The 26,623-nt window shown below is 41.9% G+C and carries 31 protein-coding genes and 1 riboswitch; of the genes, 23 read left to right on the top strand and 8 right to left on the bottom strand.

Annotated elements, in window-relative coordinates; genetic code table 11:
- Positions 1-14: 14 nt before the first annotated feature.
- The 4 genes from R2B72_RS04270 to R2B72_RS04255 all read right to left on the bottom strand — a co-directional run bounded on the left by R2B72_RS04270 (position 15) and on the right by R2B72_RS04255 (position 2,702).
- Positions 15-602 (bottom strand): 5' nucleotidase, NT5C type, encoded by a 588-nt coding sequence (locus R2B72_RS04270; RefSeq protein WP_318615040.1) that lies wholly within the window; start codon positions 600-602, stop codon positions 15-17.
- A complete protein-coding gene (ispG, locus tag R2B72_RS04265) occupies positions 599-1,723 on the bottom strand; it encodes a flavodoxin-dependent (E)-4-hydroxy-3-methylbut-2-enyl-diphosphate synthase (protein ID WP_318615039.1) in 1,125 nt (374 codons plus the stop codon). Before ispG ends, R2B72_RS04270 begins: the two co-directional genes overlap by 4 nt.
- An 82-nt stretch (positions 1,724-1,805) precedes the next feature.
- Positions 1,806-2,153 carry a hypothetical protein gene (locus tag R2B72_RS04260; RefSeq protein ID WP_318615037.1) on the bottom strand — a complete coding sequence of 116 codons (348 nt, stop codon included), beginning with the start codon at positions 2,151-2,153 and terminating at the stop codon, positions 1,806-1,808.
- A 45-nt stretch (positions 2,154-2,198) separates the two neighbouring features.
- On the bottom strand, positions 2,199-2,702 hold the full coding sequence (locus R2B72_RS04255; protein ID WP_318615036.1) for a DUF1189 family protein: 504 nt from the start codon (positions 2,700-2,702) through the stop codon (positions 2,199-2,201).
- Positions 2,703-2,903: 201 nt separating this feature from the next.
- Here R2B72_RS04255 and R2B72_RS04250 point away from each other — a divergent pair, with 201 nt between their 5' ends.
- The 4 genes from R2B72_RS04250 to R2B72_RS04235 all read left to right on the top strand — a co-directional run bounded on the left by R2B72_RS04250 (position 2,904) and on the right by R2B72_RS04235 (position 8,016).
- Positions 2,904-4,535 (top strand): Na/Pi cotransporter family protein, encoded by a 1,632-nt coding sequence (locus R2B72_RS04250; protein WP_318615035.1) that lies wholly within the window; start codon positions 2,904-2,906, stop codon positions 4,533-4,535.
- Positions 4,536-4,553: 18 nt separating this feature from the next.
- A complete protein-coding gene (locus R2B72_RS04245) occupies positions 4,554-5,036 on the top strand; it encodes a DUF456 domain-containing protein (protein WP_318615033.1) in 483 nt (160 codons plus the stop codon).
- Between the two features lie 97 nt (positions 5,037-5,133).
- Positions 5,134-5,736, top strand: a complete 603-nt coding sequence (locus R2B72_RS04240; protein ID WP_318615032.1) for a superoxide dismutase — start codon at positions 5,134-5,136, stop codon at positions 5,734-5,736.
- Between the two features lie 105 nt (positions 5,737-5,841).
- Positions 5,842-8,016 (top strand): penicillin-binding protein 2, encoded by a 2,175-nt coding sequence (locus R2B72_RS04235; protein ID WP_318615030.1) that lies wholly within the window; start codon positions 5,842-5,844, stop codon positions 8,014-8,016.
- A gap of 8 nt (positions 8,017-8,024) precedes the next feature.
- On the opposite strand, the gene R2B72_RS04230 is transcribed toward R2B72_RS04235, so the two are convergent.
- Complete coding sequence (locus R2B72_RS04230) at positions 8,025-8,486, bottom strand: hypothetical protein (protein ID WP_318615027.1); 462 nt, start codon at positions 8,484-8,486, stop codon at positions 8,025-8,027.
- Positions 8,483-8,857, bottom strand: coding sequence for a hypothetical protein (locus R2B72_RS04225; RefSeq protein ID WP_318615026.1), 375 nt, complete (start codon positions 8,855-8,857; stop codon positions 8,483-8,485). The genes R2B72_RS04230 and R2B72_RS04225 overlap by 4 nt, the downstream gene beginning before the upstream one ends.
- A 169-nt stretch (positions 8,858-9,026) precedes the next feature.
- Between R2B72_RS04225 and rpmG the strand changes: the two genes are divergently transcribed.
- The 5 genes from rpmG to R2B72_RS04200 all read left to right on the top strand — a co-directional run bounded on the left by rpmG (position 9,027) and on the right by R2B72_RS04200 (position 13,264).
- Positions 9,027-9,176 (top strand): 50S ribosomal protein L33, encoded by a 150-nt coding sequence (gene rpmG, locus R2B72_RS04220; protein ID WP_067403526.1) that lies wholly within the window; start codon positions 9,027-9,029, stop codon positions 9,174-9,176.
- Positions 9,177-9,298: 122 nt separating this feature from the next.
- Positions 9,299-9,874 carry a 5-formyltetrahydrofolate cyclo-ligase gene (locus R2B72_RS04215; RefSeq protein ID WP_318615024.1) on the top strand — a complete coding sequence of 192 codons (576 nt, stop codon included), beginning with the start codon at positions 9,299-9,301 and terminating at the stop codon, positions 9,872-9,874.
- A 2-nt stretch (positions 9,875-9,876) separates the two neighbouring features.
- Positions 9,877-10,065, top strand: coding sequence for a YqgQ family protein (locus R2B72_RS04210; protein ID WP_318615023.1), 189 nt, complete (start codon positions 9,877-9,879; stop codon positions 10,063-10,065).
- Between the two features lie 126 nt (positions 10,066-10,191).
- The gene (locus R2B72_RS04205) at positions 10,192-12,096 is read left to right on the top strand and encodes an LTA synthase family protein (RefSeq protein WP_318615022.1); all 1,905 of its coding nucleotides are present in this window, start codon (positions 10,192-10,194) and stop codon (positions 12,094-12,096) included.
- Positions 12,097-12,163: 67 nt separating this feature from the next.
- Positions 12,164-13,264 (top strand): hypothetical protein, encoded by a 1,101-nt coding sequence (locus R2B72_RS04200; RefSeq protein ID WP_318615021.1) that lies wholly within the window; start codon positions 12,164-12,166, stop codon positions 13,262-13,264.
- Between the two features lie 38 nt (positions 13,265-13,302).
- Here R2B72_RS04200 and R2B72_RS04195 read toward each other — a convergent pair whose 3' ends face one another.
- Complete coding sequence (locus R2B72_RS04195; protein ID WP_318615020.1) at positions 13,303-13,479, bottom strand: DUF2759 domain-containing protein; 177 nt, start codon at positions 13,477-13,479, stop codon at positions 13,303-13,305.
- 212 nt (positions 13,480-13,691) lie between these two features.
- On the opposite strand from R2B72_RS04195, the gene R2B72_RS04190 reads away from it, so the two are divergent.
- Entirely contained in the window at positions 13,692-14,330 is a 639-nt protein-coding gene (locus tag R2B72_RS04190) for an MBL fold metallo-hydrolase (RefSeq protein WP_318615018.1), read from the top strand.
- A 65-nt stretch (positions 14,331-14,395) separates the two neighbouring features.
- Here R2B72_RS04190 and R2B72_RS04185 read toward each other — a convergent pair whose 3' ends face one another.
- Positions 14,396-14,635 (bottom strand): DUF2626 domain-containing protein, encoded by a 240-nt coding sequence (locus R2B72_RS04185; RefSeq protein ID WP_318615016.1) that lies wholly within the window; start codon positions 14,633-14,635, stop codon positions 14,396-14,398.
- A gap of 328 nt (positions 14,636-14,963) precedes the next feature.
- On the opposite strand from R2B72_RS04185, the gene comGA reads away from it, so the two are divergent.
- The 13 genes from comGA to hemY all read left to right on the top strand — a co-directional run bounded on the left by comGA (position 14,964) and on the right by hemY (position 26,602).
- On the top strand, positions 14,964-15,971 hold the full coding sequence (gene comGA, locus R2B72_RS04180; RefSeq protein WP_318615014.1) for a competence type IV pilus ATPase ComGA: 1,008 nt from the start codon (positions 14,964-14,966) through the stop codon (positions 15,969-15,971).
- Positions 15,964-17,019 (top strand): competence type IV pilus assembly protein ComGB, encoded by a 1,056-nt coding sequence (gene comGB, locus R2B72_RS04175; RefSeq protein ID WP_318615012.1) that lies wholly within the window; start codon positions 15,964-15,966, stop codon positions 17,017-17,019. Before comGA ends, comGB begins: the two co-directional genes overlap by 8 nt.
- Positions 17,020-17,030: 11 nt before the next feature.
- A complete protein-coding gene (comGC, locus tag R2B72_RS04170; protein ID WP_318615011.1) occupies positions 17,031-17,357 on the top strand; it encodes a competence type IV pilus major pilin ComGC in 327 nt (108 codons plus the stop codon).
- A gap of 4 nt (positions 17,358-17,361) precedes the next feature.
- Complete coding sequence (locus R2B72_RS04165) at positions 17,362-17,802, top strand: prepilin-type N-terminal cleavage/methylation domain-containing protein (RefSeq protein WP_318615010.1); 441 nt, start codon at positions 17,362-17,364, stop codon at positions 17,800-17,802.
- A complete protein-coding gene (locus R2B72_RS04160; RefSeq protein WP_318615009.1) occupies positions 17,795-18,094 on the top strand; it encodes a hypothetical protein in 300 nt (99 codons plus the stop codon). The genes R2B72_RS04165 and R2B72_RS04160 overlap by 8 nt, the downstream gene beginning before the upstream one ends.
- Positions 18,091-18,528 carry a ComGF family competence protein gene (locus tag R2B72_RS04155; protein ID WP_318615008.1) on the top strand — a complete coding sequence of 146 codons (438 nt, stop codon included), beginning with the start codon at positions 18,091-18,093 and terminating at the stop codon, positions 18,526-18,528. Before R2B72_RS04160 ends, R2B72_RS04155 begins: the two co-directional genes overlap by 4 nt.
- Entirely contained in the window at positions 18,509-18,688 is a 180-nt protein-coding gene (locus R2B72_RS04150; protein WP_318615007.1) for a hypothetical protein, read from the top strand. The genes R2B72_RS04155 and R2B72_RS04150 overlap by 20 nt, the downstream gene beginning before the upstream one ends.
- 30 nt (positions 18,689-18,718) lie before the next feature.
- Positions 18,719-19,234: a shikimate kinase gene (locus R2B72_RS04145; protein ID WP_318615006.1), complete on the top strand. Its 516-nt coding sequence runs from the start codon at positions 18,719-18,721 to the stop codon at positions 19,232-19,234.
- Between the two features lie 476 nt (positions 19,235-19,710).
- A riboswitch (glycine riboswitch) is annotated at positions 19,711-19,802 on the top strand.
- A gap of 168 nt (positions 19,803-19,970) precedes the next feature.
- On the top strand, positions 19,971-21,068 hold the full coding sequence (gene gcvT / locus R2B72_RS04140; RefSeq protein WP_318615005.1) for a glycine cleavage system aminomethyltransferase GcvT: 1,098 nt from the start codon (positions 19,971-19,973) through the stop codon (positions 21,066-21,068).
- Positions 21,069-21,101: 33 nt separating this feature from the next.
- Positions 21,102-22,448: an aminomethyl-transferring glycine dehydrogenase subunit GcvPA gene (gene gcvPA / locus R2B72_RS04135; RefSeq protein WP_318615004.1), complete on the top strand. Its 1,347-nt coding sequence runs from the start codon at positions 21,102-21,104 to the stop codon at positions 22,446-22,448.
- Entirely contained in the window at positions 22,441-23,898 is a 1,458-nt protein-coding gene (gcvPB, locus tag R2B72_RS04130; RefSeq protein ID WP_318615003.1) for an aminomethyl-transferring glycine dehydrogenase subunit GcvPB, read from the top strand. The genes gcvPA and gcvPB overlap by 8 nt, the downstream gene beginning before the upstream one ends.
- 165 nt (positions 23,899-24,063) lie before the next feature.
- Positions 24,064-25,143: a TIGR04053 family radical SAM/SPASM domain-containing protein gene (locus tag R2B72_RS04125; RefSeq protein WP_318615002.1), complete on the top strand. Its 1,080-nt coding sequence runs from the start codon at positions 24,064-24,066 to the stop codon at positions 25,141-25,143.
- Positions 25,144-25,174: 31 nt separating this feature from the next.
- Positions 25,175-26,602: a protoporphyrinogen oxidase gene (gene hemY / locus R2B72_RS04120; RefSeq protein WP_318615001.1), complete on the top strand. Its 1,428-nt coding sequence runs from the start codon at positions 25,175-25,177 to the stop codon at positions 26,600-26,602.
- Positions 26,603-26,623: the final 21 nt, after the last annotated feature.

The raw sequence follows: 26,623 nt of genomic DNA, 5'->3' as shown, positions 1-26,623 counted from the left end.
TTCACACCGTTTTTTTATTTCAATATTCCTTGTTCAATCGGAAACAACTTGTTAATCCATTGATTCGCTTCCTGCCAGTCATTGACGCGAATGACACCCTGGGGAATAGGCTCCCGATTATAAGGTGTATCAAACAGAATAACAGGTATATCGAGCTCTTCATGAATTTCCACTGCATTGTCGTGCTTATCTTCAAAAAAGGCATGGACGCCAAATTTTTTCGCCGTTGCAATCTTATGATGACTACCAACAAGTTCGATATGGTCGTACGGAATTTCTTCACGGTTGAACCAATCCATTGTAGCATCGAAGACCTGCGGACCACGAGCTGAAATATAATACAGCTCAAACTGTGCCTGCCAGTCGCCCAATACTTTTTTAGCGTAGGCTTGTGGAGGAGAAGTGCTGTAAATATGCGCTTCTGCTCCTGTATACCATTGCCAAAAGACCTCTTTATCGACGGAGAATGCCGCGGTCAAGTCATATTCCGTAATATCATCGAGTACAAGGTTGCAGCCGAATTGTTTATTGATATGAGGCAACAAGGAAGTTGGGCATGTCACCGTGCCATCGATATCAATGCCGAAACGGAGATTTCTCATTCTGTTTTCCCTGCCTGAAGCAATAACTCTTCCTGGCGTTTCTTTTCAAAATACTCTTCTGCCAGTTTATCAATTTCAATCTTTAATTCATCGACCATCGTTGCTTCAGGCACTTTACGAACGATTTTCCCCTTCATAAAGAGCAAACCTTCACCACGTGCCCCTGCAATACCGATATCTGCTTCTCGTGCTTCACCTGGACCGTTGACCGCACAACCAAGCACCGCAACTTTCAGAGGTGCCTTAATATGCGAAATATACTCTTCGACTTCATTGGCAATCGAAATGAGGTCGATTTCAATGCGCCCACATGTAGGGCATGAAATAAGTGTTGCTGCATTCGATGAAAGACCGAAAACTTTCAACAGTTCACGTGCTACTTTGACTTCTTGAACGGGGTCAGCGCTTAACGACACACGCATCGTGTTACCAATACCAGCCGACAGTAATGTCCCAAGACCTGCCGAACTTTTAATAGATCCTGCAAACAACGTGCCAGATTCCGTTATCCCTAAATGTAATGGATAATCGAAGGCAGCTGCTGCTTTCTTATACGCTTCTACTGCTAAATTCACATCAGACGCTTTTAAAGACACAATGATGTCGTGGAAATCGAGATCTTCTAATATTTTTATATGGTGAAGGGCACTTTCTACCATACCGTCAGCTGTTGGATAGCCATACTTTTCGAGAATCTTTTTCTCAAGTGATCCGGCATTGACGCCGATTCGGATGGGAATCCCTTTTGCTTTTGCTGCATTGACAACGGCTTCGACTTTCGCCTGTTTACCGATATTACCCGGGTTAATGCGGATTTTATCTGCGCCTTGTTCAATGGCAATCAACGCTAGCTTATAATCGAAATGAATGTCGACGACAAGCGGAATATTAATTTGTTTTTTGATAGCCCCAATTGAATAGGCAGCGCGCTCATCTGGACATGCAACGCGGACGATTTGACATCCTGCTTCCTCTAAACGCAAAATTTCTGCAACAGTCGCTTCCACATCATGCGTCTTTGTTGTCGTCATACTTTGAATGAAAAGCTCATCACTACCGCCAATTGTCAAATTACCAACACGGACCTGACGTGTGTTTGCTCTGTTTATCATTGGATTCATTTATTTCGCTCCTTAAATAGTCTAGAACTTATAACTATACCTATTTTAGCAATCAACACAGCAAAAAGACAAGGGACAGCCCTTATCTAGTGGATTCCGTACAATTACCAGATGGAACTCGCGATAGTGGTAGGATAATTTTCTCTCCTCCAACTAGCTGCTGGTTTTGAAGATGAGGATTTAGGGAATAAAAAGAATTCAATCTGTCCAAAAAACTTATATCTGGGTCAGGATACAGCGCGAATAGCGCTTCAATCGTATCCCCATCAACTGTCGTAACAGGAATGGAAGTGTGCTCTACCTGCTCTTCACAGGACGCGGGCTCACTGTCATTCTTAAAAGAAGCGAGTGAGATAGTCCCTTCTACGAGGTCCATTCGGATAACATGAAAGGCTATGAATAATAGTACGGCGATTAGTAGTGTTCTCATGGAAATTCCCCCCTCCGCCACTATATGCACGGAAAAGGGAATTATTCATTTCGATAGTTTGGGATAATATTTGGCTGCAGCCGCAATATAGCCTACATGAACGACTGATGTTATGACCATACTGTAATCGCTCATTGCAGGAATGAAATCAAGGGCAATGGTCAATAACATAGGGATTGTGACTGCAATAGCTGCTGTATTCCACATAAATCGGTACTCTCCACGCCTTTTCATCAAACGCAACAGAACGACGCCCACATAGGCGAAAACGCTAATGCGAAGGAAAATATAAAAAGTGCTGACAACAAATTGGAGGATAAGCGCAATCGGATAGATAAGCCAGCCTATCAATTCACCATGTTCCAGTAGCTCGGGTGAGGCATCGAACAGTGTCACATCACCTACCAAATAGCGGATGAAGGAAATAGCCGTAAATAACGTCACAAATAAAAAGACATAGCGAAAAACTTTACCGATTTTTAATAAACGGAATGCAGCTAATTTTTTTGGTTCATGGATAGCTGCTGTGAAAATTTGGTGAAACTTCATAATAAGTGACCTCCTCCGTCAAATAACATTCTATCATTATCATGACAAGGAGTGGTGAGTAGCAAATTCGACAGAATGATGACAATTTGTAACCCAATTGTTAAGGGAATGTAAAGATTTGCACGTTTCTATTTACAATCAGCAAGTATTATCAGCATAATAGGGTGCTATACATAAAGGATGATGGAGGTTGACTGCGTTATGGAGGTAAACTGGCAGGAAATGCTGTTCCAGTTTTTGGGCGGACTTGGAATATTCTTGTTCGCAATAAAGTACATGGGTGATGGTCTTCAAAAGACAGCGGGTGATCGACTTCGCGCAATTTTAGATCGCTTCACGACAAACCCGTTTATGGGCGTTCTTGTAGGTATTATCGTGACAGTGCTTATTCAATCGAGTTCCGGAACGACTGTCATTACAGTTGGGCTTGTCAGCGCAGGTTTTATGACGCTGCGTCAGGCAATCGGTGTAATTATGGGTGCCAATATTGGGACAACCGTGACGGCATTTATCATTGGGCTTGATGTCGGAGCGTATGCATTGCCAATTATGGCGGTAGGAGCATTTCTTATTTTCTTCATTAAGAAAAGTCAGGTTAAAAATATTGGGGAAGTCATTTTTGGCTTTGGTGGACTGTTCCTAGGACTCGAATTGATGAGCGGGGGAATGAAGCCGCTTAGGGAGTTAGATACGTTTACAGACTTAATGGTTTCAATGAGTGACCAACCGGTGCTAGGAGTAGTTGTAGGAACCATTTTTACGCTGATTGTCCAAAGTTCTAGTGCAACAGTCGGAATTTTACAGGGCCTTTATGCTGAAAATCTTGTTGATTTGAATGGGGCGTTGCCGATTTTGTTCGGTGATAACATCGGCACGACGATTACAGCTGTCCTCGCATCAATTGGTGCATCTATTGCGGCAAAACGGGCAGCGGCGGCACACGTTCTCTTCAATGTCATTGGAACAATCATCTTTATGTTCCTTCTAGTGCCGTTTACAGCCTATGTTGAATGGATATCGGGTATTTTAGCGCTTGAAAATAAAATGCAAATTGCATTTGCGCATGGTTCATTCAACGTTGCCAATACTATTATTCAATTCCCGTTAATCGGAGCGTGGGCATGGCTAGTAACCAAAGTTATCCCAGGTGAAGATGTGACCATTGAATATAAGCCTAAACATTTAGATAGGCATTTCATCGATCAATCACCTGCCGTTGCGATTGGACAAGCGAAAGAAGAAATTGTACGCATGGGTGAATTCGGGGTTCGGGGATTGCAAGAGTCTTTTGAATACTTGAAGACGGGCAATAAAAAGCATGCGGAAACTGCCTATCAGATTGAGGATGCTATTAATAATCTGGATCGTAAAATTACCGATTATTTGATTGAAATTTCGTCTGTGAGTATTTCGCCGCTTGAATCGGCGCGCCATGTCATGCTGATGGATTCAGTGCGTGATATTGAACGCATCGGGGATCATTTTGAAAACATTATCGAACTAATTGACTTCCGAGATGTTAACCGTGTCAAATTAACGGAGGATGCGATGGATGAGCTGTCAGAAATGTTTACCCTGACTATTGAAACGGTGCAAAAAGCCGTTGACTCGCTCAATCTGAATGATATGGAATTGGCGAGAACTGTTGCTGAAAAAGAAGATTTGATCGATAAAATGGAACGCAAACTTAGAAAAACACATATTTTACGACTGAATGAAGGTCGTTGTACCGCGCAATCAGGTATGGTGTTTGTTGATATCGTCTCGAACTTGGAGCGTATTGGTGACCATGCTGTGAATATTGCGGAAGCCATTTTAGGCAATCGAGGATGATGATAAGGGGATGAATCGATGGAATTGATAGGCTGGATTGTTGCAATCGTTATGTTCATCATTGCATTTGCTGGACTTGTGTATCCGGTTATTCCATCGGCTCTCTTTTTAGTAGGTGGATTTCTTCTTTATGGATGGATTCATACGTTTAATGGGATGAATATATTCTTTTGGATGATCCAAATATTGTTCGTTATATTGTTGTTTGGTGCGGACACGTTATCGAATTTGGTAGGGGTCAAGAAATTTGGCGGCTCGAAAGCGGGCATGTGGGGGAGTACAATCGGTCTGCTAGTTGGTCCATTTGTCATCCCGGTTGCTGGAATTTTGATAGGGCCTTTTTTGGGGGCTGTCATCGCGGAACTCATCGTCTCGCGCTCTGATGTCAAACAAGCGTTCAAAACGGGTGTAGGCTCTCTCGTTGGATTTTTTACATCAGTCGTGACAAAAGGCTTTGTGATGGTCGTGATGATTGCTATCTTTTTCTTCTTTGTTCGATAAAAGTTCACAAATAGTACATTTTATTTGAACGCATTTTACAATTTTGATAATGTTGAAGACGTAGGATAATTTTGAAACTCTCTAGGAGGAATAGACAATGGCTTACCAACTACCTGAACTTCCATATGCATACGATGCATTGGAACCACACTTTGACAAAGAAACGATGAACATTCACCACACTAAACACCATAATGCTTATGTAACGAACTTGAACAATGCACTTGCGGGGAACGAAGAACTTCTTAGCAAGTCAATTGAAGAATTAATTGCAAACCTTGACGCTGTTCCAGAGGCGGCACGTACTGCTGTCCGCAATAACGGTGGCGGTCACGCAAACCACTCACTATTCTGGGAGCAACTATCAGCTGATGGTGGTGGACAACCGACTGGTGCGCTTGCCGAAGCGATTGATAAAAAATTCGGTAGTTTTGATGCTTTCAAAGAAGAGTTCGCAAAAGCGGGCGCTACACGTTTTGGCTCAGGCTGGGCTTGGCTGTCATTGAACAATGGCGAGTTGGAAGTAACTTCTACGCCGAACCAAGATTCACCAATCATGGAAGGTAATACACCACTTCTTGGACTTGACGTTTGGGAGCATGCGTATTACCTACACTACCAAAACCGTCGTCCTGACTACATTGCAGCATTCTGGAGTGTTGTAAACTGGGACGTAGTTGCAAAACGTTTCGGTAAATAATTGATTGAAACGACTTCTTGAAGGAACAAAGCACGGACCTTGTACGTCAAGGTCTGTGCTTTTTCTTTTTGGGGTGTTATAATTCAACATGATTGGAGGTGCTGTATGAAAAAGCAAATGCGTAAAGCAGATCAAGCTAAAATACGCCAGAGAAAACATATCGCATTTCGCATGAACTTCCTCTTCTTTTCAATCTTCGTCCTTTTTTCTGTGCTCATTTTAAGGCTTGGCTATTTACAAATCGTCAAAGGAGAAGATTATAGTCTTGCGCTTGAGCGGACAGAAGAAATTGCAGTCAATACAAGCATACCTAGAGGTAGAATATTTGATCGTTTAGGAACTGTTCTGGTGGATAATGAACCACAAAATGCCATCACGTACACAAAAACGACTTCAACAAGTGCAAATGAAATGCATGATATAGCCAAGGAATTAGCTAGTTTGATTGAACAAGATACTAAAAGAGTGACAATCGGTGATAAAAGGGATTTTTGGATTTTGACGCATCCAGAGGAAGCAGAGGCGAAAGTTTCGAAGGAAGAACAAAAAGCTATTGCAGAAGATGGTTCACCATCGCGGACAGAAATTCAACGTAAGATTAATAGGCTGACTAGGGAGCGTGTGACAGAAGAGGAGATTAACTCCTTTACGGAAGAAGAGCTTGAAGTGCTTGCCATTTACAGAGAAATGATGTCTGGTTATGCATATTCTCCGCAAATCGTTAAAAGCGGAAATGTTACGGAAGAAGAGTTTGCGGCCGTCTCAGAACGACTAGGAGAATCACGACTACGAGGTGTCAATACGACAACGGATTGGAATCGTGTGAAAAAATCGACCAATGCCATTCTTGGTACTACGTCGACACCGATTGAAGGGATTCCTAATTCAAGTAAAGACTATTTTCTGGCTAGAGATTATGCAAGAAATGACCGTGTTGGAAAAAGTTATTTTGAGCAATATTATGAAGAGCTATTGAAAGGTCAAAAGACCATTGTGAAAAATATTAAAGATCGTAGCGGTCGAGTTGTCGAAACGAAAACAATCAAAGAAGGAGAGCCTGGCAAGGATCTTGTCTTGACGATTGATAGCGAGTTACAACTAGCGATTGAAGATATTGTAACCGCGAAATTATTGGAATTGAAAGCGGGGCCGAATGCACAGGAATTGGACAGAGCTTTCTTCGTCATGATGAATCCGAATAATGGGGAAATCCTATCGCTTGTGGGTAAACAAGTCGTCAAGAACAAGGATACAGGAAAATTCGAAATATTGGATTATGCGTATGGTACGTTTACTTCGTCTTATGAAGCTGGATCGACAGTGAAGATGGCGACGTTGCTTACTGGCTATCAGGAAGGGGCCGCGCATGTCGGTGAAGTGAAAATAGATGAATGGATGAAAATCGGTAATACCCCCAAAAAATCACTTTTCAATAAAGGCAATCAAAGAATTCCGACTAGTGACATTGAAGCTATTGGTAAATCTTCCAATGCTTATATGTTCAAAATCTCCATCGCCATGGCGAATGCTACCTACAGGTACGGTCAAGCAATGCGTATTGATAAAACGGCATTCGATACGTTTCGACAGACTTTTGCGTCCTTCGGTTTGGGGACGAAAACGGGTATTGATTTACCTGGTGAAGCGACGGGTTACCCTGGTAGAGAAACTAAATCGGGTCTTCTGTTAGACTTTTCAATCGGGCAGTATGATACGTATACCCCTCTCCAGCTAGCACAGTATGTATCTACAATTGCCAACGGTGGGTATCGCATTGCTCCAACCGTATTAAAAGAAATTCGCGAGCCTTCTGTCGATGGTGAGATTTTTGGGCCTTTAATTCAGGAAACAGGGGTTACGATTTTAAATCGCATTAATAATACAACTGCGGAGATTGAACAAGTGAAGCGTGGGATGCAATACGTGTATGGTCCAACAGGGACGGCAAGAAATATGTTTGCTGGCAAAGACTATGACGGGGCTGGGAAAACGGGAACAGCTCAAACATTTAGTGGTGGTCGTTCAACGATTAGTCTAGGTCATGTTGGTTTTGCTCCTTTTGACAATCCAGAAATCGCATACGCATATCTCATTCCGCATGTATCTACCAGTAGCACTCCACAGCTTGGTGCACAAAACGATGTCACTAAACAGGCTGTTGACAAGTATTTTGAATTAAAAGCGCAACGGGCTAAAGAAAATACGACTGCTGTTACACAGCCGATTAAACAAGCACCTGAACAACAAACAGATGAAACAAAAATAGGGAAGCCACAATAGTGGTCTCCCTATTTTTGTTTAACTGTTGTAATTTTTTTAGCGATAGTTTTGAAATCCATTGAAGAATCCAGTCGGTGTTCCCCAACTTGAATCTTTCTGGCCAGACCATTTTCAATAAGATAGGCTTCGAATGCAGCAGCATCTTGAATGATGCCTAAACCTTCCAATGACGAAGCGACGAAAGTGGCATTTGAACCGCGTTTAATCGTCAAAATGGGTATAGTAGTATCGTCTTCTGCTTTTTCATCAACCTTTGAATCCTTTGAAACATTTTTTTCGGTGGATGATGTGGTTTGAGCAATTGCCAATTCCTCTTTTGTTTTAGCAAGCACATCTCGAAGTTCAGCGACTTCATCTTGCAGTTGCTGCACTTCTGTGTTTGGGATATCCTTACTGTTATTTGTAAAATAAAGAATCCCGCCTGCAAGGATACAACCAATTCCTATGGTGCGCAACACATCACGCATCATACCATCACACCTTTCGAACGCAAGACAGTGATGATGTCCTCAGTTGAAAGGGAAGCACGTTTAGCAATCTCATTGACGGAATAGCCTTGGGAATGAAGTGATAGAATTTGATTGATAATGATATCATGAATTGGCTTTGCTTTGGGTTTAGCAAACGTTTTACTTTTGCTTGCTAGAGGAGTCGGGCGGGTTCCAATCATTAGTTCTTCTTCTACAACTTTCACTCTTTTTTTTAAGCTATTTGTTTCTTCGTGGAGACTGATGGATACTTTCTCCAAGTCTTCTGCGTATTTGTTGGAGAAGTTTCCGGCGAAAAATGAAGCGACTATACTTATAAGTCCAATAATAAGAAGGATTATCGGAATGTCCATTGTACCACTCCTTTGGTGAATCAATTTGTATCCATTCTACCATAGCCGACTCATTTAGGAAATTTCAATCTTTCCACTAGACAAATGAGAGTTATGTGGTACACTTGGTAAGTCGTATAAATCATGCTCATAATACATTTTATATTCCTGATGAGTGGGAGGGACAATAATGCGCGTAAATATTACACTTGCTTGCACAGAATGCGGTGAGCGCAACTATATTTCAAAGAAAAACAAGCGTAACAATCCGGAACGTCTTGAAATGAAAAAATACTGCTCACGTGAAAAGAAACAAACTTTGCACCGTGAAACGAAATAATTGCTCAGGCCAAAACCTTTATTGGTTTTGGTTTTTTCATTGCCGAACTATTGTGTTTTAGTGTGGGTGGGTGTCCTACAACTTACGTTTGTCCAAGTTACTGAACCGGAAGGGGAATTGTAATGACTAAAAAAGATGTGAGGAATCAAGTGCTAGATCTATTGAATAGTATGGATCGAGAACATCATAGCAAGATGTCTATGGCGATCATCAATAGGGTACTCTTATCAGATGAGTTCCTTCGTGCTGATATGATTGGCATCACACTTTCTCATTTCCCAGAAGTGGATACACGACCGCTTATTGAAGCAGCGTGGCGGGCTGGAAAGCGTATTGCGGTACCGAAATGCATACAAGCAACACGTGAGATGGATTTTCGAGTCATCACATCGTATACTCATTTAGAAACAGTCTATATGAACTTGTTAGAGCCGATTGTGGAAGAAACAGTTGCAGTTGAAAAAGAAGCCATTGATTTACAAATTGTACCGGGCGTTGTATTTTCAAACGAAGGATACAGAATTGGTTTTGGTGGAGGATATTACGATCGCTACTTAGCTGATTATAATGGACGGATGTTGTCACTAGCATTTGACTGCCAAATGAGTCAAGCGGTTCCTATTGAAGGGCATGATATTCCAGTCCATAAGATTGTTACTGTAGACCGTGTAATTAATTGTAAGGAAAATGAGGTTTGATCATGAAAGATTTTTTGGGGGTACTTCAGCTATTGAAACGCTTCGGCATCTATGTGTATACAGGTGATCGAAAAGTTGATATCGACATGGTACAGTCAGAAGTGAAAGATCTTTACGACAACGGCCTGCTGATGCAGGAAGATTATTTACAAGCGGTGCTCATCTTGCGAAATGAAGCATCGAAGCCATGAAAATAGAACAATTGTAATTATTTATTTTACTTTTTCTTATTTTATATGAAACTTTTTGTCGGTCACGCCGTCTATTATACAGTGCGGTTTAAATTCGTAGTAACTATACTGAAAGGGAGAGATGGAATGAAGAACATCGTATGGCCCAAACATTCCGTACTCATCATTGCAATAATCGCGACTTGGCTTACAACGTATTTCGGCTATTTAACAAGCTTCAATATGAAAATCGATAATCTAATGCAGGAATTTATTCTTTTTTTGAATCCACTTAGTTTCCTGTTATTTGTTTATGGCCTTGCGCTATTCATGAAGAGTACAAAAAGACGCAATATCTATTTAATGACAGTGAGTATAACAACCTCAATTATTATGTTCAGTAACGCAGTGTTTTATAGATTTTTTAGTGATTTCATTACATTGCCAGTGCTATTCCAAACAAGTAACTTTGGAGATTTGTCTTCCTCGGTAACGGCTAATCTACATTTGACGGATATCTTCTTTTTTACAGATGTGTTAATTGTTTACTTAGCGATTCGTTATATTCCGGAAGGTAAACGTAGTGAACAACGTGGGAAAATTGCGCGCAAGCTTTATTTTGTCGTAACAGCTACGGTGATGATGGTGAATCTTGGTCTTGCAGAAATGGAAAGGCCGCAATTGTTAACGCGTAGCTTTGACAGAGAGCTTCTTGTAAAAAATATTGGTACCTATAATTATCATATTTATGATTTGTTTATCCAATCCAAGTCACACGCACAACGTGCATTGGCAGATGGTAGTGAATTAGTAGAAGCAGGGAACTATATTAATGCTAATTATGCTGCACCAGATCCAGACATGTATGGAATTGCGAAAGGCCGCAATATTATTGCCATTTCCCTTGAATCATTACAGTCATTCGTGATTAACGAGGAAATGGATGGGCATGTTATTACACCATTTTTAAATGAATTAACAAAAGACCCAGATACATTTTATTTCACTGATTTTTATCAGCAGACGGGTCTAGGGAAAACGTCGGATTCAGAGTTTATTCTGGAAAATTCGTTGTATCCTCGAAATGGTAGTGCTGTATTTTTCACGCATAGTGGTAACAAATATCAATCTATGGCCGAGAAATTGGGCGAGGAAGGCTATTTCACAAACGTGATGCATGCCAATAATCGAAGCTTCTGGAACCGTGATATTATGTATAATGCGCTTGGAATCGATAAGTTTTACGATTTAGAAAGCTATGAAATCGGCGAAGGAGAGGCCGTTAACTGGGGAATGAAGGATATCCCATTTTTCAATCAATCCGTTGAATTGATGAAAGGCATGGAACAACCATTTTACTCAAGGTTGATCACATTAACGAATCACCATCCATTTGATTTGGATGAAGAAGATAAATTGATTCCAGAATATACTTCAAACTCCAATACGCTAAATAAATACTTTCAGACGGTAAGATATATGGATGAAGCGGTCAAAACCATCTTTGATGATTTGAAAAAGAGTGGTCTGTATGATAATTCCATCATCATCATGTATGGAGACCATTACGGTATTTCAGAGAATCATAACAAAGCAATGGGCATGTATTTGGATAAGGAAATTACGCCTTATGATAATGCGAAATTGCAACGAGTTCCTTTGTATATTCATATCCCTGGTTACGGCAAAGGGAAAACGATTGATGAAGTGGCAGGTCAAATTGACTTGAGACCGACGATGCTTCACTTGATGGGCATTGATACCAAAGACGATATGCAAATGGGTGCGGATATCTTTTCTCCGGATCATGAGTCGTTTGCTATTTTCCGTGACGGACGTTTTGTAACTGATAAAAATGTTTTCGCGCAGGATGTTTGTTACGATAGTGAAACGGGAGAAGAAACGGATCGAGCTGCTTGTGAACCGTTTATCGAACGAGCGTCGACTGAGCTGAACTATTCTGATATGATCATCAATGGAGATTTGCTTCGATTTAAAGACGAACAAGAACAAGAAAAATTTCCAGTGATGACCGGTCAACAGAAAGAATGATAAGGGTCTGCACGGAATTTTCCGTGCAGACTTTTTTACATATGAATTAGGAAATGGGGGTGGCATCGTGAAAAAAAGAGTGGTCACCTTGTGCGTAGCAGTTTTGCTCGTAACAGGTTGTACGGCGAAAACAGATGACAATGTAGAAAAAGCCCCAATAGACAATGAAACTGTTGAGCAGACGGAAGCGCCCGTTGAAGAAGTGATTAAAACGCTAGCTGTAGATCCTGCGAAATTCCATTTTATTGCGGATTGGCTGTCGGATACAAAGATTGTCTATGTTGAAAAAGATGAAGGTTTATATAAAGTGAACAGTTTTGACTTAGATACAGGTGAAACGGATACATTGTATGAAGAAAAATCGATGATCATCGATGTCCTCATCCACCCCTCAAAACAATATTTACTACTACATACGAGCGATAATTCAACCTCCGCAACGGTTAAAATGCTATCTACGGATGGGATTATACAGGATGAAATTGAAGTTGCTTCAACTGAATTGGGGATTGAGTGGAATGATTTAAATCCTTCGCTCATCCTTCTTACTGCATTTTATCAAGATTGGACATTTGATCTTTATCTGTATGACGGAGCGGAATCCGATTTAGTGCTTTTACCCATCGAAGATCCATTCCCGAAATGGTTTGGCGGGCAGCAGATTGCGGTTGGCTATGTAGAAGACCATCCATTAGATGGCGGTGAGATTCGGTTATTTAACCCGACAACAGAGCAGTGGGGGAACTTAGGTGTGGATGGAATTGTCTATTTCGATACGTATGAACATTCATTGTTGACGGTGAAAATGAATGAGGCGGGAGATGCACATTATATGTTGTCGGGATTAGATGGCATAGTGCAGTCAGAGTGGACATTACCTGCGGTTAGTAATTATTCAGAATGGGTAGTTCCTGAAGTGGAATGGGCTTCTGGCAATACTGTATTCCTCCGGGCGCCTATAACAGGTGGTCAATTGGATGAGTTATCCTCTCCGTTTCGTTTAATTCAGGTCAAGGAAGGACAACAGCAAGTGATCAATGAAGACATTGCAACAGGCTTCCTGCGCTGCTCTCCATCTGGCTTAGCTTGCATAACAGGTCCAACGGCAGAAACGATTATTGATATCCAAATGGCAGAAGAAAGAGTCTGGATAGACATTCTGAAATAAAATAAAAAAAGCGCCTAGTTTAGGCGCTTTTACTTTACTTATAGACCTGGTGGATACCCTTGGAAAGCGATTGTCGCGATTGTAAAGCCTCCAAAAACGACTGCAGCTCCAAGATTGAAGACAATACTTAACAAGTTACGTTCTTTGAACGCTTGGACTGTACCAACGACCGCTAAAATTGCGATAAGTCCGAAAATAACCATCAATAAGTTCATTGGGAAGACACTCCTTTCAATAGGAACTTCTGTCCAAATAGCGCACGCGCGTCGCGGGCTATGCAGAAGTCAACACATCTGTGTAAGTCCGAAATTAACAATACTCCTCTTCTATTGTACTGTTTATAATCAATTTTGTCGAGGCAAATTAGTGACGATTGTTTGAAATCGTATTTCATGTTGCGTAATATGAGTTGAAGGAGGTGGGGATATTGTTGAAAATAAGTACATATCCGTTAGGACCCATTCAAACAAATTGTTATATCGTTCGAGATGAGGCAGGGAATTGTCTGATTGTTGATCCGGGCGAAGAAAGTGCCCGTATGATTCGTAAAGTTGTTAGTCAAGAATTGACGCCCATTGCCATTCTGCTAACGCATGCTCATTTTGATCATATTGGAGCTGTTGATAGTATTCGAGATCGATTTGGTATTCCGGTTTATATTCATGAGGAGGAACGGGAGTGGTTGTCGGATCCGAAGTTAAACGGTTCGGCAAAATACCCAGGATTGCCAGCTGTGCACATTCGGAAGGCGGATCATGTGATTTCACAAGAAGGTGTGATGGAAGTCGGACCATTTTCGTTTGAAGTACGGCATACGCCTGGTCATTCCCCGGGGAGTGTCTCTTATATTTTTGAAGCGGCTCGTTTTGCGATTGTTGGAGATACGTTGTTCAAAAGAAGTGTGGGTAGAACCGACCTGCCGGGTGGAAATACGGGAATCTTACTCGATTCTATTCACAACAAGCTTCTGACGCTCGATGATGATTTCATTATCTATCCCGGGCATGATGCTTCAACAACGCCAGGAGATGAAAAAGATTCAAATCCTTTTTTGAATGGATTTTAATACGATGTAGCAACAATAAAACAAAAAAACAGCCCAACTAGTGGCTGTTTTTTTGTATGTACTTTTTAATGCATGCCTTGTACGTGAATGAATGTTGTATAATAGCTGAATCCAACCATGAAAACAGTTAGGTAAGCTCCAAAAATATACATGTACATACGTTCCGAAAGGTTCAAAAACCCAAGTAGTATGAAGAAAACTGTGCTCGCAACAAAAAGAAGCGCAGGAGTTAGCATATCTCCAACGAAAAACATAACCGCGAAAATACCTGTCCACCAGCCCATTAACTTAAACATATTATCCATGTGTGCGTCCCTCCTTAATAAAACAATACAATAAGCTCCTATTCATTATAAAGGATAACGACAGCGGATGTAAACTCCAATCGTTATTTCATTGTGACAAAGAAGTGTATGACAAACAAATTTTTTTGAAATATGAAATTTAGAGTCAAAAACAGGGGTGAAATTGAGATATGCCCTGTTTTTAGCAATACACAATTCGACTTTGAGGGAAAGTATTCCAATTTTTGCTCGCAAGTCGTATACTGTGTCGTAAGATGGGAGGAAGTTCTCCATCTCACAAGACGAAAAGTGGTCTTTCGTCTTCAACTTGAAGATAGAGGGGTGTTCAATGAGTAAAAATGATAATGTCGTCGAGCAGAAGAGTTTTCGGCTTCTAGAAACGGCTATCCAATATGAAGCAAGCGATATCCATCTTGTTCCGATGCGAGAAGGATACGATGTGTTATTCAAAAAGGATGCAAGGCTTGATCGGTCCGGGACATTACCCCCACAGTTAGCCGGCCGTATGATTTCATTTTACAAATTCCTTTCCTCACTTGATATTAGTGATAAACGCAAACCCCAAAGCGGTTCTTTTCATAAACAGATACAAGGAAATAATTATTCTTTCCGTGTTTCGACTATCCCATCCATACAAATGAAGGAAAGTGTGGTCATCCGTCTACAAAGGCATGACCGGATTGTTTCTCTTGATGAGTTATGTATTGAGAAAGAATGGTCGGATAAATTACGACATGCGGTTTCTGAACAACAAGGTCTCATATTATTGACCGGGCCGACCGGATGCGGTAAGACCACAACCATTTATTCGTTAAGTGCTCACTGCGTTAATCAGCTAGAGCGTCATGTCATTACTCTGGAGGATCCTGTTGAAAACAACCATTCACATTTGCTCCAAATTCAAGTCAATGAACAGTCAGGGATGACCTACTCTGCTGGTTTGAAGGCTATTCTGCGCCATTCCCCGGATGTTATTATGATTGGCGAAATCAGAGACTGCGAGACGGCGAAAACAGCTGTTCAAGCGGCATTAACTGGGCACTTAGTCCTGACTAGTGTCCACTCCAAAGACCCTGCAGGTTGTTTTTACAGAATGCTAGACTTTGGAATTTCTGCAGAAGAATTAAGGCAAACGATTATCTGTATTTCAGCTCAGCGTCTTATCCGAACAACTTCTGGAAAGATGGGTGCGGTATTCGAAATTATTGAAGGCGACACGCTCGACCGCATGACTGACTCCATCATGAAGGGGGACAGGGTAGTTGTTCCAGACAGACTTAAAATAGAATCACTCATTCGTAAATATGGTGCAACAAGCGTGATGCAAGATGGTTAAGTGGATAAAGAAGGCCTCGTTTCAGAAAGCAGGTCAGCTTCAAAATAGAGCGGCATTTCTTGATCGGCTGGCAGTTCTACTAACGGAAGGATACACATTTTATAATGGTATTATGCTGCTATTACCGCATCATATGAAGAAGTATGATACAGCGCTAGCAACCATAAATGATGATCTGAAAAAAGGGCTTGGCGTTACGCTTATATTAAGTCGCATTGGATTTTCAACAGGCATGCTTCTTCCTATCGCTATCGCCGAATTAGATGGGCGGCTTGCGTTGGCTTTGAAAGAAATGGCGGCTCGTTTGAGAAAAAAAGAACAGCAGCAAAGGAAGTTGAAAAACCTTTTGGCTTACCCAACTGTTCTATTTGTGTTTATCGGCGCGTTGTTGCTTGCTTTCCGGCGTTTTTTCTTACCTAACATGGAGGCGCTAGCCGTTTCTAGGAACAGTGAAACGACAGGTTTTGCATCTACCTTACCTTCCTTGGTAACTAAAATCCCTGATGTGGTGATAGGGATGGGATTCTTGTCTGCATTGTTAACGGTAACAGCTGTCATTGTTTATAAAAAGTTTGAGCCCAAAACTAAAGTTCGTGTCATGATGTCACTGCCTATTTTAGGAACTTTTTTTGCGATGTACAAGACACGGGATTTTTCGAGTGAAATAGGTAGCTTGTTACAATCAGGGCTTTCCATGCAAGATGCGCTTGATGTTTTGATTGATCAACATCTCGATATTGTATTAAGTGAAATAGCCAGTAGCGTGAAGGAGCTAGTTATTTTCGGGGAGTCCTTCCACATCGCTACAAACATGACAGCAGGTTTGACCGCTCAATTAGCGGCATTTGCTAAGCATGGAGAAGATAGCGGTCACCTCGCGAAAGAGCTATTAATTTACAGCGAGCATCTGAGTGAGTCGATCGATGACAAGTTAACTAAGGGTTTGGCTATGCTTCAGCCAATACTATTTAGTCTAATTGCCATCTGCATTTTAGCCGCTTACCTTGCTTTGTTATTGCCTGTTTACGGCATGATGGATAAATTATGAGGGGTGAAAGTGTGAGAAAATATATTGGAGAACAAGGTTTTACGTTGGTTGAAATGATGATTGTGTTGCTAATTATTTCAGTGCTCCTCTTAATTGCGATTCCTAATGTGACAAAACATTCCAAGTCAATTGATGAAAAGGGGTGTTCCGCTTATGTGAAAATGGTTGAAGGTCAGGTGGAGGCATTTAAAATGGATGAGAAACAGTTGCCCACCAGTCTAGCTGATTTGACGGCTAAGGAATATTTGCCTGAAAATCCACAGTGCCCTGATGGTAGACAGCTATCCATTAACCAGGAAGGAAAAGTGGAAGTAGTAGGCGGATCCACGGGGCCGTGAGACGATGGTGAAGCGGCATAAGGAAAGTGGTTTCACATTTCTTGAAATGCTTCTCGTCTTGTCTATTGTAACGCTTGTGACGGCCATTATTTTACCGATGGGTGATAAATGGATACGCACAGCTTCTGAGGAAGATGGACTTCAAGCATTTGTTGCAGCGATTCATAATTTACAGGCGTATTCGATGGCGAATCATGTCGTGACTAGATTAGACTTCAAAAATTCCGGTACAACGTACATCACATTAATTCCTGGAAAAAGTGAATTCACAAGAACTGTTTTTCCGAAAGGGATGAGGTTAGCAGATTCAAGTCCGATGAAAACAGTTGAATTTCATGCCAACGGAGATATTATAAAGTCTGGTACACTTACGCTCGAAACAAGTTCTGGATTGACCCAAATACGATTTCAATTTCAACGTGGGAGGATGATTATTTATGAATGAAGGAGGTTATTCATGGCCCGAGGCAATACTTACATTGGCCGTTGTTATGGTTATTTTTGGTACGCTACTTCCTTTGGCATCAACAATGACCACGAAGTTACAGATGAAAAAATTACAAATGTATGCGGCAGAAACGGCCCTTCAAGGGGCAATATATTTCAAAGCTTATGGTTGGCTGGAAGGTAATCGTCAAGAAAATGGGATAGATTTTGATTGGACGATTGAAGGGCAAGCTGTTTGTGTGCGCTATAAAATAGTGGATAAGGCTATTGAGAAATGTGTGAATCAATGAAGAAAATGGATGAATATGGCTATACGTTGTTGGAAAGCATCTTTCAACTTGTCATTATGACAGCTTTCATCCATCTTTTTCTGTTGTTTTTCTTTTGGAAAGCCCCGATTGAACAACAATACGTCGATTATTCATCTACGCAGTGGGAATTATTTACCGCTGAATTGCAGCAACTTCTTGCCGATGTGAGTGAAATACAGTTACTGAATGCGGGGAAAGTCGTCTACTTTCGAAATAGTCATGGAACGGTTGCTGTTGAACAAAGTGGCACGGTAATAAGAAAGCGGGTAAATGGTGATGGACATGTTCCGCTATTTACAGGGATACGTTCTGCTACGTTTACCTTCGATAGCGTGACATTAACCGCTGTTGTGACAATGACTGATGGCTCCGTTAAAGTAAGGAGGTTTGCAGTTGGCCGCTTTCCAAAATGAACGTGGTGCTATGCTTGCCGCGGCGATTATTTTATTATTTTTCGTCAGTCTCTTTCTTTTCACCCTCGTTTCGTGGCATGATAGTCTACAAAGAACTTATGATTCGCTTGAGACATTTTATGTCAATGAAACGAAGAAAACAATGAATCGGGGCGAATAGAACTATTCGCCCTGCCAAGTGGGTGATGGAATGAAGAAGGTGTATTTGATTGGCTATATGGGCTGTGGTAAAAGTGCGATTGGTAAACGCTTGAGCTTTGCGACAAAAATGCCTTATTACGATATGGATTCTGAAATCGTGAAGAAAATGGGCATGACCATACCAGAAATTTTTGAAACATATGGAGAAGAGCGATTTCGTGAACTTGAGACAGAATTTTTGAACACGTTCCGTGATGAGTTTTGTATCATCGCGACGGGTGGAGGCGTCCCAATGCGCAAAGAGAATCGGGAAATTATGCGTCGGACAGGCATTGTCTTTTTCCTCAATGCGCCGTTCCGAGATATCTGGAGACGAATTGCTTCGGATCGAAATCGTCCGATTGTTCAACGTTCAACGCGTTTGGATCTTGAAAAGCTATTCAATGAACGAAAACCCCATTATTTGCACACAGCCCATTTTAAAGTCGAAACAGAAAACCGCTCGCTACGTGATATTATGGATTACATCGCATTCCAAATCCGTAGGCTGAGGGGCGAACTCTAAAAAACGCGGAAATCATCTACTGATTTCCGTTTTTTTTACAATGAAGTTGCAGGAGTACAAAATTGAAGAAATTAAACACGAACGATTAATCGTTAAAAGTTATTTTTGTTCGGGAATTCAACTATCAATTAAAAACTATTGCGCTTACAGATATCAAATGTTAAGATATAAGGCGAAAGGGCATGATTGTCCGAATCTTATTCTTATTCATTTTCATTCAGCAAGCTGAATGAAGATGAAGCCTCCGGCGGATGTCATAGATTTTGAAAGGAATCAATGAAGGCAGTCTAAATTCGCGACGTCTAGAACGTGCCTTAATTTCTGCAAAGAACGCAGAAATACGGCAAATCGATCCCTTCGCTGTTCGATTCGCAACGACTGCATGACCTACATCCTGTCGGCCACAAGCTCGATTCAAAATCTAGACGCAATTACGCCGAGGCGTAATTGATACTAAAACCAATTGAATAACGCGAATGATTGTATGGGGAGAGCACGCACTGGCGTCGCCGAAGGAGCAAATAACAGCGGTTATGAATCTCTCAGGTAACAAGACTCATACATGACGCATCTCTGGAGAGTGCCGGGATTGATCGGCCACCAACGAAGAAAGCCGTAAGGTCAAACTTTCAGGTACAAGGACAGGGGTTCTCTTTTAAGGGGGACCTCTGTCTTTTTTTTCAGCGTTTGGCTTCAGCACACTATTCGTCATTCATCACCTAAGGAGGAATCAGTTATGGCAGATGCACTAAAACGTACTGCACTTTTTGACAGTTATGCAGCATACGGCGGAAAAACAATCGATTTTGGCGGTTGGGAACTACCTGTTCAATTTTCAAGCATTAAAAATGAACATGAAGCTGTACGGACAAAAGCGGGTTTGTTTGATGTTTCGCATATGGGCGAGGTTTTTGTTAGTGGGGCAGGAGCACTTGCCTACTTACAAAGATTAGTCACCAATGATGTGTCGAAATTAGCGGATGGTCAAGCTCAATATACGGCAATGTGCTACGAGGATGGCGGAACAATCGATGATCTTCTCATCTACAAACGTGGAGACAACGATTATCTACTCGTCGTCAATGCATCGAATATTGACAAAGATGTTGAGTGGATGAACAGCCATGCAACAGCGGATGTCGTCATTGAAGACAAATCATCTGAATATGGACTTCTTGCTTTGCAAGGACCTGTGGCGCAAGAAGTGCTGCAAAAATTAACGGATGAGCCACTAGCTGATATCAAGTTTTTCCGTTTTAAGGAAAATGTCAATGTCGCTGGTCATTCTGTTCTTGTGTCACGGACAGGCTATACAGGTGAAAACGGTTTTGAAATTTACGGTTCACCAGAGGCGATTGTTGCGCTTTGGCCAGCGATTCTTGAAGCTGGTGAAGCAGAAGGCGTGATTCCAGCTGGTTTGGGCGCACGTGATACACTTCGTTTCGAAGCAGGCTTGCCACTTTATGGTCAGGAGCTGTCAAAAGACATTTCACCACTTGAAACTGGTCTAGGTTTTGTTGTGAAATTGAATAAAGAACAGGATTTCCTCGGTAAAGCAGCACTTGCTGCACAAAAAGAAAACGGCGTACCTCGTAAATTGATCGGTATCGAAATGATTGACAAAGGTATTCCACGTACAGGTTACAAAGTGTTCTTGGGTGACGTGGAAATCGGTGAAGTGACGACGGGTACACAATCGCCAACGCTTAAAAAGAATATAGGCTTTGCTTTACTGAAAAGTGAGCATACTGCTGAAGGCACGGAAGTAGAAGTTGAAATCCGCAATAAACGTTTGAAAGCGGTCATTATTGCAACACCATTTTATAAACGCTAATCAAATGACATGATGAAAAGGGGCTAACTAGACATGAAGCATCGTTACCTTCCAATGACGGAAACCGATCGTGCTGAAATGATGCAGACAATCGGAATTACCTCAGTAGATGAACTATTTGCAGATATTCCTGAAAAAGTTCGTTTTAAAGGCGAATACAATATTAAAAAAGCAAAATCCGAGTCTTCATTGGCAAAAGAACTTGCACAAGTTGCAGCAAAAAATGCGGATGCGCGTACATATGCATCATTCCTTGGCGCAGGCGTCTATGATCATTTCAAGCCGATCATCGTTGACCACGTCATTTCACGTTCAGAGTTTTACACAGCTTACACGCCGTACCAACCAGAAATTTCACAAGGAGAGCTACAAGCTATTTTCGAATTCCAGACAATGATCTGTGAATTAACAGGGATGGATCTTGCAAACTCTTCGATGTATGACGGTGGAACGGCACTTGCAGAGGCAGGAAATCTTGCGGCAGGTCACACACGTCGTAAGAAACTTCTTGTGTCTGAGACAGTTCATCCAGAATCACGTGATGTTGTATTATCCTACGCATCGGGACAATCAATTGAAGTGGTAACAATTCCACAAAAAGATGGCGTAACGGATTTAGCGAAGCTAGAAGAATTGATCGATGAAAATACAGCGGCTGTTCTTGTACAATATCCAAACTTCTTCGGTCAAATCGAAGATATTCAAAAAATCGGTGACATTGCGCATGAAAAAGGCGGATTATTTGTTGTCTCCTCTAACCCACTTGCACTTGGGGTACTGACACCACCAGGTAAGCTTGGTGCTGATATTACGGTTGGTGATGCACAGCCATTCGGTATTCCAGAAGCTTTCGGTGGACCGCATTGTGGTTATTTCGCTGTTACGAAAAAGTTGATGCGTAAAGTTCCAGGACGTCTTGTTGGAGAAACGACAGACGATGAAGGACGTCGTGGCTATGTATTGACATTACAAGCGCGTGAGCAACATATTCGTCGCGATAAAGCGACATCTAATATTTGTTCAAACCAAGCGTTGAACGCACTTGCTGCATCTGTGGCGATGACTGCACTTGGTAAAATGGGCGCGCAGGAAATTGCCTACCAAAATATCGTTAAAACACGTTATGCTAAGGATGCATTTGAAAAAGCTGGTTTTGAAGTATTATTTGGCGGTGCTCATTTCAATGAAATCGTCGTTAACTGTAAAAAATCTGTCAAAGAAGTCAATGCACACCTCTTCACGAAAGGCATTCTCGGCGGTTATGACCTTGGTTTGACATATCCGGCATTTGCAAATCATGCATTGATTGCTGTGACTGAACAACGTACAAAAGAAGAAATCGATGCACTTGTGCAGGAAATGGAGGCCCTTCATGCATAAAGATAATCAGCCGTTAATTTTTGAACTGACGAAAGAAGGCCGAGTAGGCTACAGTCTTCCAGAACTAGATGTACCTGAACTGGACCTGTCAGATTTATTGCCAACAGGATTTGTTCGTGAACAAGCAGCGGAACTTCCAGAAGTGTCTGAGCTTGATATTATGCGCCATTACACGGCGTTGTCTAACCGTAACCACGGTGTAGACACTGGGTTTTACCCGCTTGGATCTTGTACGATGAAATACAATCCAAAAATTAATGAAATGGTTGCGCGTTTCCCAGGATTCGCCAACATTCACCCATTGCAAGATGAGTCGACTGTGCAAGGTGCGCTCGAAATTATTTATGATTTGCAAGAGCATCTTGTTGAAATTACAGGAATGGATGAAGTGACTCTTCAACCAGCTGCTGGCGCACACGGCGAATGGACAGCTTTGATGATGATTCGTGCCTTCCATGAAGCGAACGGTGATTTCAACCGTACAAAAGTACTTGTTCCAGACTCTGCACACGGAACAAACCCGGCATCAGCAACAGTTGCGGGCTTTGAGACGGTTACAGTGAAGTCGAATGAACACGGACTTGTTGACCTTGAAGACTTGAAACGTGTTGTTGGATCGGATACGGCAGCATTGATGCTGACAAATCCAAACACACTTGGACTTTTTGAGGAAGAAATTCTTGAAATGGCTGAAATCGTTCACGCTGTCGGCGGGAAATTGTACTATGACGGTGCTAACTTGAATGCGGTTATGTCCAAAGCGCGCCCTGGCGACATGGGCTTTGACGCGGTTCACTTGAACTTGCACAAAACATTCACAGGTCCTCACGGTGGTGGTGGTCCAGGTTCTGGTCCAGTTGGTGTCAAAGCTGACTTGGCTCCATTCTTGCCAAAACCAGTGCTTGTGAAAAAAGACGATGTCTATACATTTGAATACAATGTGCCACAATCGATTGGCCGCGTGAAGCCATTCTATGGTAACTTCGGTATTTATCTACGTGCGTACACATATATTCGTACTATGGGGCCAGATGGCTTGAAAGCTGTTACGGAATATGCAGTATTGAATGCGAACTATATGATGCGCCGACTCGAGCCTTACTTCGACCTGCCATATAATCGTCATTGTAAGCATGAATTTGTTCTTTCGGGTCGTCGCCAGAAGAAATTGGGCGTTCGTACGCTTGATATGGCGAAACGTCTGCTAGACTTTGGCTATCATCCGCCAACAATCTACTTCCCACTTAACGTTGAGGAAGGCATGATGATTGAGCCGACAGAAACAGAGTCGAAAGAAACACTTGATGCATTTTGTGATGCACTCATTCACATTGCAAAAGAAGTCGAGGAAAACCCTGAAATCGTTCAAAACGCGCCACATACGACGGTCATTAATCGTTTGGATGAAACGAAGGCGGCACGTCAACCTGTATTGCGTTATACAAAATAATAAATTACTTGAAAAAGCACAGCCTTGCGCTGTGCTTTTTTTGTGACGAAACGTACACAACTCATGTATGTTATTGTGATGAAAATCACATTGGATGTACTGAGTTCGTACTATGCTAAACATGTAGTTTCATTCAACGCAATATGACTAGGGGGGGCGTTTTAGATGATACCAGTCAATGAAGAAGTCAATTATGAAGTTAATCCGTTTATTGTAATATGGGAAGTGACGCGGGCTTGTGCGTTGAAATGCTTGCATTGTAGAGCAGAAGCGCAATATAAGGCGGATCCACGTCAATTATCATTTGATGAAGGAAAAAAACTAATTGATGACATTGCAGCCATGGATAATCCGCTGTTTGTTTTTACAGGTGGAGATCCATTGATGCGGCCAGATTTATTTGACCTCGCTAAGTATGCCATAGAGGAGAAGGGGTTCCCGGTTTCGATGACACCGAGTGCGACGCCAAAGGTAACGAAGGAAGCGATTCAGAAAGCAAAAGATGTTGGGTTATCGAGGTGGGCATTCAGTTTAGATGGCTCCAGCGCAGAAATTCATGATCATTTCCGCGGTACGAAAGGATCCTATGATAGGACGATGAAAGGCATTGAGTATTTAAAGGAATTAAATATCCCGATTCAAGTAAATACGACAATTTCAAAGTACAATCTTCATGATTTAGAAGCGATTGCTGAAAAAGTGAAAGAAATGGGGACAGTGCTGTGGAGTACATTCTTCTTGGTACCAACAGGACGCGGCATGGAGAAGGATATGATTAGCCCAGAGGAACATGAAGAAGTGATGAAATGGTTATATCAAATTCAACAAAAAATGCCTTATGGTGTGAAAACGACGGAAGCGCCTCATTATAGACGCGTGTTTCATCAGGAAAAACTGCGCTTAGGTGAAAGTGGAGTATCGAAGCGGTCGGATATATTGGGACGTGCACCGAAGTTTGTCAATGATGGAGACGGTTTTGTCTTTATCAGTCATACAGGCGATGTCTATCCAAGTGGTTTTTTACCAGTTGTTTGTGGCAATGTGCGTGAACAATCGTTGGCGGATATTTATCGGCATTCACCAGTTATGAAGCAATTGCGGGATAAGTCTTTGTTAAAAGGTAAGTGTGGCGTTTGTGAGTTTAAGCATATGTGTGGCGGTTCACGTGCGAGAGCTTACGCGATGACAGGAGATTACTTGGCAAGCGATCCTTCTTGTTCGTATATTCCTGAAGCGTTGCGCTAAACAATGCATCATTCTGAAAGGAGGAAATCCAATGAGGAAAATCATCATTGTTGGCGGTGGCATAACAGGGTTAAGTGCAGCGTTCTATGCAAAAAAATGGTTTGACGAACGACAAATTCCCGTTGAACTGACGCTCATAGAAAAAAGTGATACGTTGGGCGGTAAAATACGGACGTTGCATCGAGAGGGTTTTATCATTGAAAGAGGTCCGGAGTCTTTTTTAGCACGCAAAATGCCTATTATGACATTGGTCAAGGAATTAGGTCTTGAAGATGAATTGACGGCAACGAATCCGCAAGCAAGAACAAATTATATTGTACATAAAGGGAAGTTGCATAACATGCCACCTGGACTGATGCTAGGTATTCCGACAAAATTGACGCCGTTTATGAAAACGAAGCTTATATCACCAGCAGGAAAAATTCGGGCGGCAATGGATTTATGGTTACCTAAAAAGAAAGGAATGGAAGACGAATCATTGGGGAATTTCATCCAACGTCGTTTAGGGAAAGAAGTGTTGGATCATATTACTGAACCGTTGCTAGGGGGCATTTATGCGGGAGATACACATTCGTTAAGCTTACAGGCGACGTTTCCGCATTTTTCGGCAATGGAGAAAACGCACCGTAGTTTGATTGTAGGGATGCTGGCAAACAAGCAACAACCGGCTCCTGGCGTGGCAGGGGTGCCTGAAATTGTGCAAAAAAGTATGTTTTTAACATTTCGTAAAGGAATGATAACGCTAGTTGAACGATTGCAAGAACAATTACAGTCGGTTCAGCTACTCACCGGGCAAGGTGTACAAGAGATCCGACGTGATGGACAGGACTATGAGGTGTGCTTGGATAACGGACAACAGCTGCAAGCGGATGGACTTATAATGGCTTTGCCTACTCATCAAACGGCAAAATTATTAGCGAATCGTTCGTCGTTACACTGGTTGGAGAAAATCAACTATGTGTCTGTTGCGAATATTGCCCTTGCTTTTGATGCAAAAGATTTTACGTATCCATTAAACGGTTCCGGTTTCGTCATACCGCGCAAAGAAGGGCGTATGTTAACAGCTTGCACATGGAGTTCTTCTAAATGGTTGCACACGACACCGAACGGCAAAATATTATTGCGCTGTTATGTCGGACGTGGTGGAGCAGAGGAGTGGGTTCACTTATCTGATGAGCAATTGATAGCGGCTGTGTTAAAAGATTTGAAGGAGATGATGGGCATCCAAGCGAAGCCGTTATTTCATGAAATTACGCGACTTCAACAATCAATGCCACAGTATCCTGTGGGGCATGTAGAAGAGTTAAAGAAGATGAGAGCAGACCTTGCTGTTCGTACACCAGGCGTTTACCTCTGCGGGGCTGGTTATGAAGGCGTTGGGATTCCGGACTGTATTCAGCAAGGGAAAGAGGCCGCTCAGCAGCTAGTGGAGTATTTGGGAGGTAATCCGTTCAAATAACAATAAGGAGAGGCCGAGGGG

This window comes from Sporosarcina sp. YIM B06819, assembly GCF_033485175.1.
Taxonomy (GTDB): Bacteria; Bacillota; Bacilli; order Bacillales_A; family Planococcaceae; genus Sporosarcina.
This window is presented reverse-complemented; position numbering and strand designations above follow the sequence as displayed.

What these genes read in the sequence shown, in the direction of transcription:
- R2B72_RS04270 (WP_318615040.1), bottom strand. Translation starts at nt 602, where the DNA reads ATGAGAAATCTCCGTTTCGGCATTGATATCGATGGCACGGTGACATGC.
- ispG (WP_318615039.1), bottom strand. Translation starts at nt 1,723, where the DNA reads ATGAATCCAATGATAAACAGAGCAAACACACGTCAGGTCCGTGTTGGT.
- R2B72_RS04260 (WP_318615037.1), bottom strand. Translation starts at nt 2,153, where the DNA reads ATGAGAACACTACTAATCGCCGTACTATTATTCATAGCCTTTCATGTT.
- R2B72_RS04255 (WP_318615036.1), bottom strand. Translation starts at nt 2,702, where the DNA reads ATGAAGTTTCACCAAATTTTCACAGCAGCTATCCATGAACCAAAAAAA.
- R2B72_RS04250 (WP_318615035.1), top strand. Translation starts at nt 2,904, where the DNA reads ATGGAGGTAAACTGGCAGGAAATGCTGTTCCAGTTTTTGGGCGGACTT.
- R2B72_RS04245 (WP_318615033.1), top strand. Translation starts at nt 4,554, where the DNA reads ATGGAATTGATAGGCTGGATTGTTGCAATCGTTATGTTCATCATTGCA.
- R2B72_RS04240 (WP_318615032.1), top strand. Translation starts at nt 5,134, where the DNA reads ATGGCTTACCAACTACCTGAACTTCCATATGCATACGATGCATTGGAA.
- R2B72_RS04235 (WP_318615030.1), top strand. Translation starts at nt 5,842, where the DNA reads ATGAAAAAGCAAATGCGTAAAGCAGATCAAGCTAAAATACGCCAGAGA.
- R2B72_RS04230 (WP_318615027.1), bottom strand. Translation starts at nt 8,486, where the DNA reads ATGATGCGTGATGTGTTGCGCACCATAGGAATTGGTTGTATCCTTGCA.
- R2B72_RS04225 (WP_318615026.1), bottom strand. Translation starts at nt 8,857, where the DNA reads ATGGACATTCCGATAATCCTTCTTATTATTGGACTTATAAGTATAGTC.
- rpmG (WP_067403526.1), top strand. Translation starts at nt 9,027, where the DNA reads ATGCGCGTAAATATTACACTTGCTTGCACAGAATGCGGTGAGCGCAAC.
- R2B72_RS04215 (WP_318615024.1), top strand. Translation starts at nt 9,299, where the DNA reads ATGACTAAAAAAGATGTGAGGAATCAAGTGCTAGATCTATTGAATAGT.
- R2B72_RS04210 (WP_318615023.1), top strand. Translation starts at nt 9,877, where the DNA reads ATGAAAGATTTTTTGGGGGTACTTCAGCTATTGAAACGCTTCGGCATC.
- R2B72_RS04205 (WP_318615022.1), top strand. Translation starts at nt 10,192, where the DNA reads ATGAAGAACATCGTATGGCCCAAACATTCCGTACTCATCATTGCAATA.
- R2B72_RS04195 (WP_318615020.1), bottom strand. Translation starts at nt 13,479, where the DNA reads ATGAACTTATTGATGGTTATTTTCGGACTTATCGCAATTTTAGCGGTC.
- R2B72_RS04185 (WP_318615016.1), bottom strand. Translation starts at nt 14,635, where the DNA reads ATGGATAATATGTTTAAGTTAATGGGCTGGTGGACAGGTATTTTCGCG.
- comGA (WP_318615014.1), top strand. Translation starts at nt 14,964, where the DNA reads ATGAGTAAAAATGATAATGTCGTCGAGCAGAAGAGTTTTCGGCTTCTA.
- comGB (WP_318615012.1), top strand. Translation starts at nt 15,964, where the DNA reads ATGGTTAAGTGGATAAAGAAGGCCTCGTTTCAGAAAGCAGGTCAGCTT.
- R2B72_RS04165 (WP_318615010.1), top strand. Translation starts at nt 17,362, where the DNA reads ATGGTGAAGCGGCATAAGGAAAGTGGTTTCACATTTCTTGAAATGCTT.
- R2B72_RS04160 (WP_318615009.1), top strand. Translation starts at nt 17,795, where the DNA reads ATGAATGAAGGAGGTTATTCATGGCCCGAGGCAATACTTACATTGGCC.
- R2B72_RS04155 (WP_318615008.1), top strand. Translation starts at nt 18,091, where the DNA reads ATGAAGAAAATGGATGAATATGGCTATACGTTGTTGGAAAGCATCTTT.
- R2B72_RS04145 (WP_318615006.1), top strand. Translation starts at nt 18,719, where the DNA reads ATGAAGAAGGTGTATTTGATTGGCTATATGGGCTGTGGTAAAAGTGCG.
- gcvT (WP_318615005.1), top strand. Translation starts at nt 19,971, where the DNA reads ATGGCAGATGCACTAAAACGTACTGCACTTTTTGACAGTTATGCAGCA.
- gcvPA (WP_318615004.1), top strand. Translation starts at nt 21,102, where the DNA reads ATGAAGCATCGTTACCTTCCAATGACGGAAACCGATCGTGCTGAAATG.
- gcvPB (WP_318615003.1), top strand. Translation starts at nt 22,441, where the DNA reads ATGCATAAAGATAATCAGCCGTTAATTTTTGAACTGACGAAAGAAGGC.
- R2B72_RS04125 (WP_318615002.1), top strand. Translation starts at nt 24,064, where the DNA reads ATGATACCAGTCAATGAAGAAGTCAATTATGAAGTTAATCCGTTTATT.
- hemY (WP_318615001.1), top strand. Translation starts at nt 25,175, where the DNA reads ATGAGGAAAATCATCATTGTTGGCGGTGGCATAACAGGGTTAAGTGCA.